This window comes from Acinetobacter sp. AOR14_HL, from assembly GCF_027855175.1.
Taxonomy (GTDB): Bacteria; Pseudomonadota; Gammaproteobacteria; order Pseudomonadales; family Moraxellaceae; genus Acinetobacter; species Acinetobacter calcoaceticus.
Genome location: NZ_JAKTII010000015.1, coordinates 163399 through 180777, shown reverse-complemented (window position 1 = coordinate 180777; position 17379 = coordinate 163399). Strand labels below are relative to the sequence as shown.

Annotated in this window: 12 protein-coding genes, 2 tRNA genes and 3 rRNA genes; 8 read left to right on the top strand and 9 right to left on the bottom strand. The window is 42.7% G+C overall.

The window, feature by feature from the left end; genetic code table 11:
- The first annotated feature begins 178 nt into the window (after positions 1–178).
- The 6 genes from MKL38_RS15245 to MKL38_RS15220 all read left to right on the top strand — a co-directional run bounded on the left by MKL38_RS15245 (position 179) and on the right by MKL38_RS15220 (position 6043).
- Positions 179–1716, top strand: a 16S ribosomal RNA gene (locus tag MKL38_RS15245).
- Between the two features lie 59 nt (positions 1717–1775).
- Positions 1776–1852 (top strand) — tRNA-Ile (locus tag MKL38_RS15240).
- 56 nt (positions 1853–1908) lie between these two features.
- Positions 1909–1984, top strand: a tRNA-Ala gene (locus tag MKL38_RS15235).
- Positions 1985–2354: 370 nt separating this feature from the next.
- Positions 2355–5248, top strand: a 23S ribosomal RNA gene (locus tag MKL38_RS15230).
- A gap of 180 nt (positions 5249–5428) precedes the next feature.
- Positions 5429–5543, top strand: a 5S ribosomal RNA gene (gene rrf, locus MKL38_RS15225).
- Together the 16S, 23S and 5S rRNA genes with 2 tRNA genes alongside form the textbook arrangement of a ribosomal RNA operon.
- Before the next feature lie 188 nt (positions 5544–5731).
- Positions 5732–6043 (top strand): ankyrin repeat domain-containing protein, encoded by a 312-nt coding sequence (locus MKL38_RS15220; protein WP_270903672.1) that lies wholly within the window; start codon positions 5732–5734, stop codon positions 6041–6043.
- Between the two features lie 46 nt (positions 6044–6089).
- Here MKL38_RS15220 and MKL38_RS15215 read toward each other — a convergent pair whose 3' ends face one another.
- From MKL38_RS15215 to ribF, 5 genes are all read right to left on the bottom strand, one after another.
- Positions 6090–6632, bottom strand: a complete 543-nt coding sequence (locus MKL38_RS15215; protein ID WP_004640308.1) for an NADPH-dependent FMN reductase — start codon at positions 6630–6632, stop codon at positions 6090–6092.
- Between the two features lie 136 nt (positions 6633–6768).
- Positions 6769–7251, bottom strand: a complete 483-nt coding sequence (locus tag MKL38_RS15210) for an FKBP-type peptidyl-prolyl cis-trans isomerase (protein ID WP_005037703.1) — start codon at positions 7249–7251, stop codon at positions 6769–6771.
- Position 7252: 1 nt separating this feature from the next.
- Complete coding sequence (lspA, locus tag MKL38_RS15205) at positions 7253–7783, bottom strand: signal peptidase II (protein ID WP_004640312.1); 531 nt, start codon at positions 7781–7783, stop codon at positions 7253–7255.
- Positions 7776–10613 carry an isoleucine--tRNA ligase gene (gene ileS, locus MKL38_RS15200; RefSeq protein WP_270903671.1) on the bottom strand — a complete coding sequence of 946 codons (2838 nt, stop codon included), beginning with the start codon at positions 10611–10613 and terminating at the stop codon, positions 7776–7778. The genes lspA and ileS overlap by 8 nt, the downstream gene beginning before the upstream one ends.
- 61 nt (positions 10614–10674) lie before the next feature.
- Entirely contained in the window at positions 10675–11676 is a 1002-nt protein-coding gene (gene ribF, locus MKL38_RS15195; protein WP_270903670.1) for a bifunctional riboflavin kinase/FAD synthetase, read from the bottom strand.
- A 208-nt stretch (positions 11677–11884) separates the two neighbouring features.
- Here ribF and MKL38_RS15190 point away from each other — a divergent pair, with 208 nt between their 5' ends.
- On the top strand, positions 11885–13018 hold the full coding sequence (locus MKL38_RS15190) for a TDT family transporter (RefSeq protein ID WP_270903669.1): 1134 nt from the start codon (positions 11885–11887) through the stop codon (positions 13016–13018).
- 81 nt (positions 13019–13099) lie between these two features.
- Positions 13100–13666, top strand: coding sequence for a 5'-methylthioadenosine/S-adenosylhomocysteine nucleosidase family protein (locus MKL38_RS15185; RefSeq protein ID WP_004640319.1), 567 nt, complete (start codon positions 13100–13102; stop codon positions 13664–13666).
- A 37-nt stretch (positions 13667–13703) separates the two neighbouring features.
- Here the strand turns inward: MKL38_RS15185 and MKL38_RS15180 are convergent, their stop codons facing one another.
- The 4 genes from MKL38_RS15180 to ssuD form a co-directional block, all read right to left on the bottom strand.
- Positions 13704–14324 carry a TetR family transcriptional regulator C-terminal domain-containing protein gene (locus MKL38_RS15180; protein ID WP_003655809.1) on the bottom strand — a complete coding sequence of 207 codons (621 nt, stop codon included), beginning with the start codon at positions 14322–14324 and terminating at the stop codon, positions 13704–13706.
- Positions 14325–14583: 259 nt separating this feature from the next.
- Positions 14584–15384, bottom strand: a complete 801-nt coding sequence (locus tag MKL38_RS15175; protein ID WP_003655806.1) for an ABC transporter ATP-binding protein — start codon at positions 15382–15384, stop codon at positions 14584–14586.
- A gap of 13 nt (positions 15385–15397) precedes the next feature.
- Positions 15398–16195, bottom strand: coding sequence for an aliphatic sulfonate ABC transporter permease SsuC (gene ssuC, locus MKL38_RS15170; RefSeq protein WP_003655804.1), 798 nt, complete (start codon positions 16193–16195; stop codon positions 15398–15400).
- Complete coding sequence (gene ssuD, locus MKL38_RS15165; protein WP_005071784.1) at positions 16192–17367, bottom strand: FMNH2-dependent alkanesulfonate monooxygenase; 1176 nt, start codon at positions 17365–17367, stop codon at positions 16192–16194. The genes ssuC and ssuD overlap by 4 nt, the downstream gene beginning before the upstream one ends.
- Positions 17368–17379: the final 12 nt, after the last annotated feature.

Genomic DNA, 17379 nt, shown 5'->3' with positions numbered 1-17379 from the left:
AAGATCATTAAGAGATTATGAAGAACAACTTGTGTGGATTTTTACTGATTGATTGATCGAAATATTATCATTGATTGATTGGTTTAAATTACTCGAAGTTTATTTGAGCGAAATTTAAGTCAGAAAATTGATGAGCCAGAATTGGCACCTTGTCTTTAATAAGGTGCAAAATGATTTTTAACTGAAGAGTTTGATCATGGCTCAGATTGAACGCTGGCGGCAGGCTTAACACATGCAAGTCGAGCGGAGTGATGGTGCTTGCACTATCACTTAGCGGCGGACGGGTGAGTAATGCTTAGGAATCTGCCTATTAGTGGGGGACAACATTTCGAAAGGAATGCTAATACCGCATACGTCCTACGGGAGAAAGCAGGGGATCTTCGGACCTTGCGCTAATAGATGAGCCTAAGTCGGATTAGCTAGTTGGTGGGGTAAAGGCCTACCAAGGCGACGATCTGTAGCGGGTCTGAGAGGATGATCCGCCACACTGGGACTGAGACACGGCCCAGACTCCTACGGGAGGCAGCAGTGGGGAATATTGGACAATGGGCGCAAGCCTGATCCAGCCATGCCGCGTGTGTGAAGAAGGCCTTATGGTTGTAAAGCACTTTAAGCGAGGAGGAGGCTACTGAAGTTAATACCTTCAGATAGTGGACGTTACTCGCAGAATAAGCACCGGCTAACTCTGTGCCAGCAGCCGCGGTAATACAGAGGGTGCAAGCGTTAATCGGATTTACTGGGCGTAAAGCGCGCGTAGGCGGCTAATTAAGTCAAATGTGAAATCCCCGAGCTTAACTTGGGAATTGCATTCGATACTGGTTAGCTAGAGTGTGGGAGAGGATGGTAGAATTCCAGGTGTAGCGGTGAAATGCGTAGAGATCTGGAGGAATACCGATGGCGAAGGCAGCCATCTGGCCTAACACTGACGCTGAGGTGCGAAAGCATGGGGAGCAAACAGGATTAGATACCCTGGTAGTCCATGCCGTAAACGATGTCTACTAGCCGTTGGGGCCTTTGAGGCTTTAGTGGCGCAGCTAACGCGATAAGTAGACCGCCTGGGGAGTACGGTCGCAAGACTAAAACTCAAATGAATTGACGGGGGCCCGCACAAGCGGTGGAGCATGTGGTTTAATTCGATGCAACGCGAAGAACCTTACCTGGCCTTGACATAGTAAGAACTTTCCAGAGATGGATTGGTGCCTTCGGGAACTTATATACAGGTGCTGCATGGCTGTCGTCAGCTCGTGTCGTGAGATGTTGGGTTAAGTCCCGCAACGAGCGCAACCCTTTTCCTTATTTGCCAGCGAGTAATGTCGGGAACTTTAAGGATACTGCCAGTGACAAACTGGAGGAAGGCGGGGACGACGTCAAGTCATCATGGCCCTTACGGCCAGGGCTACACACGTGCTACAATGGTCGGTACAAAGGGTTGCTACCTAGCGATAGGATGCTAATCTCAAAAAGCCGATCGTAGTCCGGATTGGAGTCTGCAACTCGACTCCATGAAGTCGGAATCGCTAGTAATCGCGGATCAGAATGCCGCGGTGAATACGTTCCCGGGCCTTGTACACACCGCCCGTCACACCATGGGAGTTTGTTGCACCAGAAGTAGGTAGTCTAACCGCAAGGAGGACGCTTACCACGGTGTGGCCGATGACTGGGGTGAAGTCGTAACAAGGTAGCCGTAGGGGAACCTGCGGCTGGATCACCTCCTTAACGAAAGATTGACGATTGGTAAGAATCCACAACAAGTTGTTCTTCATAGATGTATCTGAGGGTCTGTAGCTCAGTTGGTTAGAGCACACGCTTGATAAGCGTGGGGTCACAAGTTCAAGTCTTGTCAGACCCACCATGACTTTGACTGGTTGAAGTTATAGAAAAGAAGATACATAACTGATGATGTAAGCTGGGGACTTAGCTTAGTTGGTAGAGCGCCTGCTTTGCACGCAGGAGGTCAGGAGTTCGACTCTCCTAGTCTCCACCAGAACTTAAGAGAAGTTCGGATTACAGAAATTAGTAAATAAAGATTAAGATCTTGGTTTATTAACTTCTGTGATTTAAGTATCACGGTATTAAGCATGACCTGACGAAGGCATGTTTATTCATTAACAGATTGGCAAAATTGAGTCTGAAATAAATTGTTCACTCAATAATGAAAAGAGAAGAAGTAATTCTGATCTTGGAATTAATTGAGAACTAGCAAATTAACTGAATCAAGCGTTTTGGTATATGAATTAGATTGAAGCTGTACAGTGTTTAAATACACAGTACTTCAAACTGTAAGAGATTGATGAGAAATCATTAATCATGTCTTATTACTCCTTGTAGGTAATAACGACTGTTTGGGGTTGTATAGTCAAGTAATTAAGTGCATGTGGTGGATGCCTTGGCAGTCAGAGGCGATGAAAGACGTAATAGCCTGCGATAAGCTCCGGGGAGGCGGCAAATATCCTTTGATCCGGAGATTTCTGAATGGGGGAACCCACCTACTTTAAGGTAGGTATTGCAACATGAATACATAGTGTTGCAAGGCGAACGAGGGGAAGTGAAACATCTCAGTACCCTTAGGAAAAGAAATCAATTGAGATTCCCTTAGTAGCGGCGAGCGAACGGGGATCAGCCCATTAAGTTATGTGTGTTTTAGTGGAACGCTCTGGGAAGTGCGAACGTAGAGGGTGATATTCCCGTACACGAAAGGGCACACATAATGATGACGAGTAGGGCGAGGCACGTGAAACCTTGTCTGAATATGGGGGGACCATCCTCCAAGGCTAAATACTCCTGACTGACCGATAGTGAACCAGTACCGTGAGGGAAAGGCGAAAAGAACCCCTGTGAGGGGAGTGAAATAGATCCTGAAACCGCATGCATACAAGCAGTGGGAGCCGACTTGTTCGGTGACTGCGTACCTTTTGTATAATGGGTCAGCGACTTATATTCAGTAGCGAGGTTAACCGTATAGGGGAGCCGTAGAGAAATCGAGTCTTAATAGGGCGTTTAGTTGCTGGGTATAGACCCGAAACCAGGCGATCTATCCATGAGCAGGTTGAAGGTTGGGTAACACTAACTGGAGGACCGAACCCACTGTCGTTGAAAAGCCAGGGGATGACTTGTGGATAGGGGTGAAAGGCTAATCAAGCCTGGTGATAGCTGGTTCTCCCCGAAAGCTATTTAGGTAGCGCCTCGGACGAATACCATAGGGGGTAGAGCACTGTTTCGGCTAGGGGGTCATCCCGACTTACCAAACCGATGCAAACTCCGAATACCTATGAGTACTATCCGGGAGACAGACTGCGGGTGCTAACGTCCGTAGTCAAGAGGAAAACAATCCAGACCGCCAGCTAAGGCCCCAAAATCATAGTTAAGTGGGAAACGATGTGGGAAGGCATAGACAGCTAGGAGGTTGGCTTAGAAGCAGCCACCCTTTAAAGAAAGCGTAATAGCTCACTAGTCGAGTCGGCCTGCGCGGAAGATGTAACGGGGCTAAAACTATGTGCCGAAGCTGCGGATTTGACTTTTAAGTCAAGTGGTAGGGGAGCGTTCTGTAAGCCGATGAAGGTGTATTGAGAAGTATGCTGGAGGTATCAGAAGTGCGAATGCTGACGTGAGTAACGACAAAACGGGTGAAAAACCCGTTCGCCGAAAGACCAAGGGTTCCAGTCCAACGTTAATCGGGGCTGGGTGAGTCGACCCCTAAGGCGAGGCCGAAAGGCGTAGTCGATGGGAAATTGGTTAATATTCCAATACTTCTGTGTAATGCGATGAGAGGACGGAGAAGGTTAAGTCAGCCTGGCGTTGGTTGTCCAGGTGAAAGGAAGTAGGCATGCATCTTAGGCAAATCCGGGGTGCTCTATGCTGAGATCTGATAGCAAGCTGTACTTGTACAGCGAAGTGGCTGATACCATGCTTCCAGGAAAAGTCTCTAAGCTTCAGTTACACAGGAATCGTACCCTAAACCGACACAGGTGGTCAGGTCGAGTAGACCAAGGCGCTTGAGAGAACTCTGCTGAAGGAACTAGGCAAAATGGTACCGTAACTTCGGGAGAAGGTACGCTGTTGTTGGTGATGGAACTTGCTTCCTGAGCTGATGACAGCCACAGAAACCAGGCCGCTGCAACTGTTTATTAAAAACATAGCACTCTGCAAACACGAAAGTGGACGTATAGGGTGTGATGCCTGCCCGGTGCTGGAAGGTTAATTGATGGGGTTAGCGTAAGCGAAGCTCTTGATCGAAGCCCCAGTAAACGGCGGCCGTAACTATAACGGTCCTAAGGTAGCGAAATTCCTTGTCGGGTAAGTTCCGACCTGCACGAATGGCATAATGATGGCGGCGCTGTCTCCAGCAGAGGCTCAGTGAAATCGAAATCGCTGTGAAGATGCAGTGTACCCGCGGCTAGACGGAAAGACCCCGTGAACCTTTACTGCAGCTTGACATTGAACTTTGACCTTACTTGTGTAGGATAGGTGGGAGGCTTTGAAGTTGGAACGCTAGTTCCAATGGAGCCGTCCTTGAAATACCACCCTGGTAATGTTGAGGTTCTAACTCTGCCCCGTAATCCGGGGCGAGGACCATGTCTGGTGGGTAGTTTGACTGGGGCGGTCTCCTCCTAAAGAGTAACGGAGGAGTACGAAGGTGCGCTCAGCGTGGTCGGAAATCACGCGTAGAGTATAAAGGCAAAAGCGCGCTTAACTGCGAGACCCACAAGTCGAGCAGGTACGAAAGTAGGTCTTAGTGATCCGGTGGTTCTGTATGGAAGGGCCATCGCTCAACGGATAAAAGGTACTCTGGGGATAACAGGCTGATACCGCCCAAGAGTTCATATCGACGGCGGTGTTTGGCACCTCGATGTCGGCTCATCTCATCCTGGGGCTGAAGCAGGTCCCAAGGGTATGGCTGTTCGCCATTTAAAGAGGTACGCGAGCTGGGTTTAGAACGTCGTGAGACAGTTCGGTCCCTATCTACCGTGGGCGCTGGAAATTTGAGAGGATCTGCTCCTAGTACGAGAGGACCAGAGTGGACGAACCTCTGGTGTACCGGTTGTGACGCCAGTCGCATCGCCGGGTAGCTATGTTCGGAAGGGATAACCGCTGAAAGCATCTAAGCGGGAAGCCTACCTCAAGATAAGATTTCCCTAGGACTTTATGTCCTCTAAAGAGCCGTTCGAGACTAGGACGTTGATAGGTTGGATGTGGAAGCATAGTGATATGTGAAGCTGACCAATACTAATTGCTCGTGAGGCTTGACTATACAACACCCAAGCAGTTGTATATAAAGCATCAATCGATTCATTAATATGCAAAGCAACTTGATTTAGTTATACGCTTAGCTAAAATGAACAAAATATTAAGACTCAATCAGCCCATCTGTAAAGATTTGGAAAACGCATCGGCAACCAATAAGACCAATGTAAGTATCCATACCAGTTGTGCTGGCGACCATAGCAAGAGTGAACCACCTGATCCCTTCCCGAACTCAGAAGTGAAACCTCTTAGCGCTGATGGTAGTGTGGGGTTTCCCATGTGAGAGTAAGTCATCGCCAGCTCATTATTCGAAACACCCTCAACTTAACAGTTGAGGGTGTTTTTTTATGCCTGAATTAAAATACACAGACAAAGAATTTAGGGAGTAAAGGAAAAGTCGAATAAAAATACTGATTCAAAATCAGATTTGTATACTAGCTGTGTTCTATGAATATAATAACGATGAAGTTTCTTATTTTTAGGTGTTTACGTGAAAATTAATTCCTTCTCTTCAATACCTGAAGACGATGAAGAACTCTCTCTCCCTGAATTGGTCTATTGGGCTTCTTTAGGCGATCTAGATGAAGTGGAGCAATTACTTTTAGAAGGACAAGATCCTAATCAGACAGATGATGAAGGTTATAGTGCCCTACAAGCAGCTGCCGAGAATGATCATCTAGAGGTGGTTAAAATATTAGTCGAAAAGGGAGCTCTTGTCGATTATAAGAGTGAATACACAGCACTACAGCTTGCAGAAATGGCTAGTAATATAGATATAGTGAATTACTTAAAGAGTTTATGAAACTGTAAATAAAGGCCTCTTTTATTTAATTAGAGGCCTTTTGATTTTAAGCTAAATGATATTTCTGTAGTTTCTCAACAATTGATTGAAGTCCTTTTACTTCAAATTCATTTGCTTCGAATTTTTCATCTTTATTACGTTTAAATATATCCCGAATCTCTATCACAGCATTCGGGTCAACAATACTTAAACTTGAGGTGACTTGACGTATTTGGCTAATAGAGCGAGAGCCATTAGTTGAACCATATCCAATAAATGCAGCAGGTTTATCGCTCCATTCTTTACCAACATAGTCGAGAGCATTTTTTAAGGCTGGACTGTAACCATGGTTGTATTCTGGGCTAATAAAGATAAAAGCATCTGCTTGAGCAATTTTGTTTGCCCATTCTTGTTGTTTAGGTTGATCATAAATTCCGGTGGCGGGTGGGTGAGAGCCTGAAAAAAGAGGTAAATCCCATTCTTTTAAATCGACGACTTCAGTTTGGAAATCGTTTAGACCCAATGTTGGAATTGTGGTTTCTAGCCAATTGGCAACTTTAATTGCTGTACGTCCTTCACGAACACTTCCTACGATAATATAGACCAGCATGTATGTTTCCTAAGAATTTTTATCTTTATAAGTTAATTCATTATATAGGGGGGAGAGAATATAGAATTTGTAAGGATTCTTATGTCATCAATAAAAAATTGAATAATAAAAAGCCCTCATTAAGAGGGCTTTTTATTTATATGAGCTTAATGCCCTGTTGGCCTTCGGGGGTTACCTTGAATATTTCTACTTCAAAGGTAATATTTTTCCCAGCTAACGGGTGATTAAAATCAATTTCTGTAATGTCATCATTTACCGACTTCACTACGCCGAATAAGGTTGTTTTTGCCTTATCTTCAAACTCAATCATATGGCCAGGAATAGGGCGTTGTTCAAACTTAACCGTATCGAAAGTTTGAATGTTTTCTGGATTCCATGGGCCAAATGCATCTTCTGGCGGAAGATGTACCGTACGACGGTCACCTGCACGTAAACCAAATAATGCTTTCTCAAAACCAGGTAAAAGGTTGCCGTCGCCAATAGTAAGAGTAACTGGTTCTTCACGGTTACGGGTATTATCGATTTCTACGCCATTTTCAATAGCTACTGAAAAATGTAGATCAACTTTAGAGCCGTCTGTAATACGAATTTCTTCGTTAGGTTGAATAATTTCGGTCATGTTATGCATCCGAATTTTGGTTACGTTGCTTCTCAAGGAAGAATGTATCGATGAGTAGCAAGATGGTACCTAGGGTAATGGCACTGTCCGCAATATTAAAAGCTGGAAAGTGATGATTTTGGTAATAGACATGAATAAAATCGACCACATAGCCCAAAGTAATACGGTCAATTAAATTGCCTAATGCTCCACCTAAAATTAAAGCGATGGCGACAGGTAGCACCACCATTTTTTTAGGCATACGAAGCAACCAAAATACAAAAACAACTGAAACTAAGCCTGCTAAAGATGTGAAGAAATAGCGTTGCCATCCTCCTGCATCAGATAAAAAGCTAAAGGCTGCACCATAGTTATGTAATAGTGTCCAGTTTAAAAATGGAAGCACAGGTACTGGATCCGCGTAGTTCAGATGTGTACTTGCAATCCATTTTGTCCATTGATCCAACACAATGGCAAGGACAGAAAGTCCAAGCCAAATTAGGTTGTGTGGATAAAACTGGAATAAGCCTTTTTTAGCTTGTGAATTAGGCATATTTTCTCACTTCGCCACGACCAGTGACGTTCACAATACAACGACCACATAAACCAGGATGATCGGCATGTGTATTTACATCTGGAAGGACATGCCAGCAACGTGCACATTTTTCACCTTCAGCTGCAGATATTTGTACACGTAAGCCTTCCATTTCAGTTGCTTCACCTTGTTCAGCAAATGGATGTACTACTACTTCTGAAGTAATAAGAACAAAACGGAGTTCATCAGCCAGTTGGTTTAAAACTGTTTGTAATGATTCATTTGCCCAAAGTTCAACTTTGGCTGAAAGATTACTACCAACGAGTTTAGCGTTACGCGCTGCTTCAATCTGTTTATTTACTGCAGATTTTACGCTAATCAATGTTTGCCAATCTTCTTCAGAAAGCAAGTTTGCTTTTGATGAAACCGGTAGGTCATACCATTCTGAAGTAAATACATACTTTTCAGTTTGTTCTGGAATCAATGGCCATGCTTCTTGAGCGGTAAAGCTTAAGATTGGGCTCATCCAACGGATAAATGCTTGGACAATATGGTAAAGCGCTGTTTGTGCAGAACGGCGTGCCTGTGAATCCGCTTTAGTGGTGTACTGACGATCTTTGATAATGTCTAGGTAGAAACCACCTAAATCATTAATACAGAAGCTTGTTAACGCACTACACACCACATGGAAGTTCATTTCTTCATAGGCAGTGATAATCGTTTGTTGTACTTCATTCGCACGCTGCAAGATGTATTGGTCGAGAGCGATGAGGTCATCTACTGCCAAAGCATCTGTGCTTGGTTTGAAACCATTTAAGTTAGCAAGCAAGAAACGTAATGTATTACGAATACGACGGTAGCTATCACTTACACGGCTAAAGATTTCTTTAGATGCCGCGATTTCATAGCGATAGTCGCTAGAAGCTACATATAAGCGTAAACCATCAGCACCAAGCTGTTTGATGATTTCTTCAAGCGGAATATAGTTGCCTAAAGATTTTGATAACTTGCGGCCATTTTCATCAACCGTAAAGCCATGGGTTAACAATGCTTTGTATGGTGCACGATTGTGAATTGCCATAGAAGTTAATAAAGAAGACTGGAACCAACCACGGTGCTGGTCTGAACCTTCTAAATATAAATCGGCAGGACTTTCTAGATCTTCACGTTGTTCAAGTACAGCGTAATGCGTTGTACCAGAATCGAACCATACATCGAGGGTATCGCGAATAGCGTTATATTGTTCAGCATCTTCACCAATGAAGTCTTTCGCATCACGTTTGAACCATGCTTCGATACCTTCTTGTTCGATAAGTTTAGCAACTTCTTCGATTAATTCAGGTGTACGCGGGTGTAATTTGTTCGTATCTTTATGAACGAAGAATGGAATTGGCACACCCCAAGTACGTTGACGTGAGATACACCAGTCCGGACGTCCTTCAATCATTGATTCGATACGGTTTTTACCCCAGTTCGGTACAAACTCGATATCATTTTCAATTGCATTAATGGCACCTTCACGTAAACCCTTTTGATCCATGCTAATAAACCATTGCGGGGTTGCACGGAAAATAATAGGGGTTTTATGGCGCCAGCAGTGTGGGTAACTGTGTTTGATTGGTTGATGCGCCCATAAACGGCCTACAGCACCCAAAGCTTCGATAATCTTTGGATTGGCTTTATAGATGTGCTCACCAGCATAGATAGGGGCAGTTGGTAAATAAACACCATTACCACCGACTGGGTTATCTACTGTAAGGTTATATTGAAGACCTACTTTATAGTCGTCTGCACCATGGCCAGGAGCTGTATGTACTGCACCTGTACCGCTTGTTGCGATAACGTGTTCACCTAAAATTACCGGAACTTGACGATCGGTAAGTAAAGGATGTTGTAGTGTAAGGTTTTCAAGCTTGTTACCAGTAAAGTCCGCTAGAACTACTGGATTTTCAAGTTTATAGCGTTCAATTGCTGAAGCAACAAGATCTTTAGCAAGAATGAAGTTTTGCTTACCACGCTCAGTAGTCACTTGTACCAATTGATATTCAATTTCGGCGTGCAAAGCAACGGCTTGGTTCGCAGGCAATGTCCATGGTGTAGTGGTCCAGATCACGATATCAGTTGGATCTTGAACTTCTACGCTTAAACGAGCACTTAAATCTTTTAGATCGACAACGCCAAAACCAACATCAATTGCATCTGATTTTTTATCTTCGTATTCAACTTCAGCTTCAGCAAGCGCAGAACCACAGTCCATACACCAGTTCACTGGCTTTAAGCCTGGCTGGATATGACCATTTTTTTGAATTAAACCTAAAGCACGAACGATATCGGCTTCTTGTTTATAGTTCATGGTGAGATAAGGATTATCCCAGTCGCCTAAAATACCTAGACGCTTAAAGTCATTACGCTGTAAATCAATTTGTTTTAGTGCGTATTCACGACAAAGTTTACGGAAAGTAGCAGCGTCAACTTTTTCGCCAACTTTACCTACTTTTTCTTCAACTTTTAGCTCGATTGGCAAACCATGACAGTCCCAGCCCGGTACATAAGGCGCATCGAAACCTGACAGAGTGCGGCTTTTTACAATAACGTCTTTGAGTACTTTGTTGACCGCATGGCCTAAGTGAATTGTACCGTTCGCATATGGAGGGCCATCATGCAAAATATATTTTTTCTTGCCAATACGCGATGCACGAATCTGCTGATAAATGTTGTCGGTATACCACTCTTCTAACCATTTCACTTCACGTACTGCCAAATTTGCTTTCATTGCAAATTGAGTATCCGGCAGGTTTAGCGTGGCTTTGTAGTCCACTGCATTCTCAGGAGTTTGCTTATCGCTCATGCAAGTTTTCATCCAGTTTAATCAGCTTGGGAGCCGACATGTTTTACAATCAAAATTCGAATTAAAAAGGAAATTGTGTCGTGTCGTTACGATATTGTCGTAACTGATGCACGTCATTATCAATTCCTGCCTTAAGTGCTTCAAGCGAAGGGTAGTTCAATTCACCATGAAGATAGTGAAGAAAAGTCACCCGCATAAATAAGCCATACAGATTAGCAGAAACATCAGGGAAATGTACTTCTAATCTCCACTCTGGATGTTCTTGCTGAATGGCTGGACGTGTACCAACATGACCCGCGCCATACAGGCTGTTTTCATGATATCCGGCAATTCCCGGTTTTTCAGGTGCGTCCTGAAGTACTTTTTGAGTTAACGAAGTTGTTTCGCAAATGACTTCAACCCCATAAATGCCATTTAAACAAGGTTTATGGCGGTTGAGGCGAACGTTAATGGTTGGAAAATCGAGAGTTCGTCCAATCTGGTCGCCATATTGAACACGTCCAGTAATACTGTATGGACGGCCTAATAATTTAGCGGCTAAGGCAAGATTTCCTGCCTGAAGTACCTGACGAATACGAGTTGAACTTACGCGTTCACCTTCGAGTTCAATGGTATGTAAGTTGGTGACCCCAAATCCGTAATCTTTTAAAAATTCGCTATTGCCTTGACGGTCTTTGCCGAAATGGAAATCATCACCTAAAACCAAAGCTTTTGCGTTTAATTTGTCTTTTAATAAATCGGCAAATTCAGTAGCACTCATGCTTCGAAAGTGTTGATCAAATTTAGCAACCGCAATGTAATCTACCTCAAGTTCGGCTAGATATTCGACTTTTTCCCGTAATGAATTAATACGAGGAGGAGCATCGTAGCCTTGAAAGAACTCAAGAGGTTGTGGCTCAAAAATCATGACCAATGTTTTTAAGCCTTGTGCTGCAGCAATTTTTTTGAGTTGAGCAATCATCGCTTGGTGACCTAAATGGACACCATCAAAATTACCAATAGTTACCGCTGTTGGTGGTAACTGAAAATTGGGCGATAACGCATTAAGACGAAGCAGTTTCATGAACTTAAAATATGGCTATTTTTGCAAGGGCTATATATTGCCATAATCTCACAGATTCGTCTTGTTGTTGTGTTTTTACTCAGTTATTTTTCAATATGAATATTCTTTATATTTAAAATATTGATGAATTAAATAAAAATAAATCAATTTTTCTTATTAATTATTTACTCTACTATATTTTCATCCACTCTTTGATTAGAGAATTAAGATGAAAAAACCCTTTTACCAATTAAATCAAAGCAAAGATGTTATACGACATTTTACCCCAAATTGGTTTACAGCGACTATGGGTACTGGTGTGGTAAGTATGATTTTAATTCAGCTTCCTTTTGCTCAATCATTTTTATTCATGCTAGCAACCTTGTTATGGCAATTTAATATTGTCCTATTTAGTGTTTTTTCAGGTCTCTATTTATTACGGTGGTTGCTTTTCCCTCATGAAGCGAAGCAAATATTTAAGCATCCTAATATGAGCTTGTTTTTAGGTGCTATTCCGATGGGGTTAGCTACCATACTAAATGGTTTCTTAAGCTTTGGTGTTGGGCTTTACGGTGAAGTGGCAATCCATATTGCACAAGCTTTATGGTACATCGATGTCTTTTTAGCTCTAGCAATTGCGTGGATTGTACCGTTTTGCATGTTTAGCCGTCAGAACCATCAACTACATACCATGACTGCAATCTGGCTTTTACCTGTAGTTGCATGTGAGGTGGCTGCAAGCTCTGCAGGGATGTTAGTAGCTCATTTACCAGCAGATTTGCATAGCTTTCATTTATTACTGGCTGGTTATGTACTCTGGGGAATTTCTGTTTTACCGGCATTCGCTATTTTGACAATTTTAATGTTGCGTATGGCTTTGCATCAATTACCTGAAAAAGAAGTCGCTATTTCTAGCTGGCTCTCTTTAGGCCCAATTGGTACAGGTGCTTTAGGATTATTGTTGCTAGGGGAGCAGGCGCAAAGAGTGGCGCCAAATGTAGGATTTGACCAATTCGCGAATGTCTTTCAAGCTTTAGGAATCGTGGGCAGTCTGGTGCTTTTAGGTTTCGGGTTATGGTGGCTTGGTCTAGCAATCTTAACAACGCTTCGTCATGCAAAGACAGGTATTCCATTCAACTTAGGTTGGTGGGGCTTAACTTTTCCATTAGGTGTATTTATTCTGGCGCTATTTAATTTAGGACATCAGGTTGAAATTGTATTTTTACAATACGTTGCTGTGGCATTGAGTCTTTTATTATTGGCAATGTGGGGCGTTGTAATGAAGAAAACGCTAGCAGGAGCATATAGTGGTCAACTGTTCTTCTCTCCATGCTTAATCGCCTTACAACAAAAAATGCAGTGATCATGAAAAGGTGCAAAAAGCTTTTGCACCTGATTTATACTTATTTTCTAATTTTATTTAATTTTGATTTGAGCTTTTTGAATGAACACTGATATTGCTTTAATTATGGCACTTCCTAATGAATCTAAAGGTTTATTTGAACAGGCAGGTGTTGAAGTCCATTACAGTGGTATTGGCAAGATTAATGCTGCTTTTAAAGCATTTGAGGTTATTCAAAAAACAGGGTGTAAAACTTTAATTAATTTGGGTACAGCAGGAAGCTCTGCGTTTAATCGCCATGATTTGGTCGAGGTGAAGACTTTTGTACAACGTGATATGGATGTTTCACCGTTAGGGTTTGAAGTAGGTGTAACGCCGTTAGATGATCACTTGCCAGCTGAAATTCACCTTCAACCACATTTTGCTGATTTACCAAAGGGGATTTGTGGTACTGGCGATTCATTTGAAACAGGCCAGCCAAAGGTAGCTTGCGATGTGGTGGATATGGAAGGTTATGCTTTAGCCAAAGTCTGCCATAAGTTAGGAGTTCGCTTGATTTCGGTGAAGTATATTACTGATGGAGCAGATGACACTGCACATCTGGATTGGGAAGAAAATTTATTATTAGGCGCCCAAAAACTTTTGGCCCTTTATCAAAATCATTTCTAAAAAAAGATCGGCAAGTTTGCCGATCTTTTTTTTGGTTTTAACGAGGCAATACACCGTAGAGCATCAGGTGTACTGTGTGCTCAATTGAGCGTTGGAACATGCTTCGGTTACGAAGAGTTTTTCCAGTCACCATTTCCATTTGGGTTGCAAAATCTGCATAGTTTTGCGTAAGGCCCCAAATGTTTAAAATTAATAATTCTGGATCGATATCTGGTGAAATCTTTCCTTCTTCTTGCCAAGTCTGAATGACTTTAGCTTTACGCTTAAATAGTTTTTTTAATGGTCCTTTGAGAATAGGTAAAATATGCGGAGCGCCTTGAATTATTTCTAATGCAAACAATCTAGATGCTTTCGGTTGGCTACGAGACAGTTCGATTTTTTGTATTAAATAGTGAGATAGGGCTTCGGCTGGTTCTAATTCAGATTCTAATGTTTGTAAGGGGGCCAACCATTTTTGTAAAACAGTTGTGAGCACTTCTACATATAAAGACTCTTTATTTTCGTAGTAATAGAAAATATTCGACTTATGCATGTCGGCGAGTTGGGCAATTTCATCCAGACTTGCGCCAGTGAACCCATAGACCGAAAATACGTCAAGGGCGGCAGCAAGAAGCTGATTGCGCTTTTGGGTACTCTTTTTTTGTTCCATCTGCTGCATAATTAAAAAAATAATATTCCCATTGTAAGGGAAATTGTTTGATTTGTGCACAGGTGTCTTGCTTTTTTAATCAAAAAACGGCTAGTTATTTGCGTAATAGATATACTATTGTGCAAAAAATAAAGAATTTAACTAGTTTATTGTTATTCTTAAAAATATTTTTAAAATTTCGCCCTAAAAAAGAGCAATAAAACAGCAGCTTTATTGCTCGTAAATTGGGCATTTTTCGATTGAACGGTTCTTATTACTCATTGCAAACCTAAGTTGCCAAAACAGCATCGAGTACTTGTTGCTCAAGTTGGGCAAAACTAATGCTCTTTTTGCGTGGGCGTGGCAAATTAACTTGGAAACTTTGAGCAATCTGACCTTTATCTAATAAGATAATACGGTCAGCTAATTGCACTGCTTCACTTACGTCATGTGTGACTAAAATGGCGGTAAAGCCTTGTTCTTTCCACAAGCGTTCGATGAGGCTTTGCATTTCAAGACGGGTGAGGGCATCTAATGCACCCAAAGGTTCATCTAACAACAAAATGCGTGGCGTATGTGACAGTGCGCGTGCTAAAGCTGTACGTTGTCGCTGGCCGCCAGAGAGTTGTGAAGGCCATTGTCCTGATTTTTCTTTTAAACCAACTTTTTCTAGTAACTCTTCAGCTAAAGCATGTTGCGATTTTGGTAGTCCAAGTTGAACATTTTGAAGAATATTTCTCCAAGGAAGTAAACGAGGATCTTGGAACATGACTCGAATATCATCATTGGTAATACCTTCACGCAAATGGCGAGCAGACTTAAATTTAATTTCACCAAAACTGGCTTTTTCAAGTTGGGCAATTAAACGTAGTAACGTGCTTTTACCACAGCCACTTCGACCAACAATTGCTAAAAATTCACCAGGTTGGATGTGTAAGTCAAGATCTTCAAGAACCTTAACCTCGCCATAAAATTTATACAGCTGCTCAATCAGAATCTCTGCGCCTAATGTAGGTTCTTGTGATTCTGTTGGCTCTTCAGGAATGAGCTGCACGTCATTCTGATTAATATTTAAATTCAGATTTGTCATGTTTTAAGCTCCCTTATTTCTGATATCCAGAGTGCCAACGTAGTAAATAGCGCTCTAAAATCTGTGCTAAGACATCTGCCAGTTTGCCTAGTAAGGCATAAAGAAGAATACCGACCAGTACCACATCTGTTTGTAAAAACTCACGTGCATTCATGGTCATATAACCAATACCAGCTTGAGCAGAAATGGTTTCAGCAACGATGAGCAATACCCAAACCAAACCTAAAGCAAAGCGTAAACCGACTAAAATAGAAGGCATCGCACCTGGAAGAATAATTTCTTTGTAAAGTTGCCAACGTGAAAGTCCGTAGCTTTTACCCATCTCAATCAATTGAGGATCAACTGACCGAATCCCGTGATAGGTATTGATATAAATTGGGAAAAAAACACCTACTGCGACTAAAAATAATTTTGCTGTTTCATCAATACCGAACCACAAGATGACGAGTGGAATAAGTGCTAATGCTGGAATGTTACGAATCATTTGCAAGGTCGTATCGAGTAGGGTAGAGGCAAATCGCGAAGAGCCATTAAGTAAACCCAATAGCAAACCCAATCCGCCCCCAATTAAAAGCCCAAGCAAAGCGCGACCTGCACTGACCTTAACGTGATGCCATAATTCTCCGCTAACGAGTAAGTGCCAAAAAGCGGAAATGACTGCCGTGGGTGCCGGCAAAATACGGCTTTCTAAAAGACCAGAACTCGATGCAATTTGCCAGACAATCAATAGGATGATCGGGAAAATCCAAGGCAGCAAATGCTGCCCGATTTGTTTTGTTCCACGTGAAACAATACTTTCATCTTTACTCATGCAGGCTCCTTGACGGAACTATTTTGCTTCTTCTCGTCGGGAACATAGTTGTTGGCAATAATTTCACCGAATGGACCGGTTAAATTTGGCTGAGCAAGTTTCGCTCGGGTTTCGATTGGTAGTAGAGGGAATACTAACTCTGCAAAACGGATTGACTCTTCAAGGTGCGGATAGCCCGAGAAAATAAAGGTATCGATACCTAAGTCAGCATATTCCTGAATACGGGCTGCGACTGTTTCAGGGTCACCTACAAGTGCTGTACCCGCACCACCACGGACTAGGCCAATACCTGCCCAGAGATTTGGAGACACCTCAAGCTTGTCGCGATTACCGCCGTGGAGAGCTGCCATACGTTGTTGACCGACAGAGTCCATTTGTGCAAATTTTTTCTGTGCGGCAGCAATGGTCGCATCATCAAGATATTGGATAAGTTCGTTAGCTGCTGCCCATGCTTGTTCATTTGTTTCGCGAACAATGACATGTAAGCGAATACCATAAGTTAATTTACGGCCTTTAGCCTCAGCTTTGGCACGAACATGTTCGATCTTTTGTTTGACTGCTTCTGGTGGCTCACCCCACGTGAGGTACGTATCGACTTGCTCAGCGGCCAAGTCGACAGCGACGTCTGAAGAACCGCCGAACCAAAGTGGTGGGTAAGGCTTTTGAACAGGTGGATAAAGCAGTTTTGCATCATCAACTTGTAAACGCTCGCCGTGAAAGGTAAATGCTTCACCCGTATGTGAGCGCGTCAAAATCTCACGCCAGATTTTCACATATTCGTTGGCTGTTTGATAACGCGTTGAGTGATCTTCATATAATCCATCACCACGTAGTTCGGCTTCATCGCCACCAGTGACTAAGTTGAGTAACACACGGCCATTCGACAAGCGGTCAAATGTTGCAGCCATACGTGCTGCCAAAGCTGGTGTGGTTACACCCGGACGTAATGCGACTAAAAACTTAAGGTGTTGTGTTGCATCAATTAGGCTAGCCGCTGTAATCCAAGGATCTTCACATGAACGACCCGTTGGAATAAGTACACCTTCATAACCTAAATTATCTACTGCCACAGCAATTTGCTTCATATAGGCATGGTCAACCTGACGAGCGCCTTTACTTGTACCTAAATAGCGACTATCACCGTGGGTAGGAATAAACCAGAAAATTTTCATGTGCATTACCTA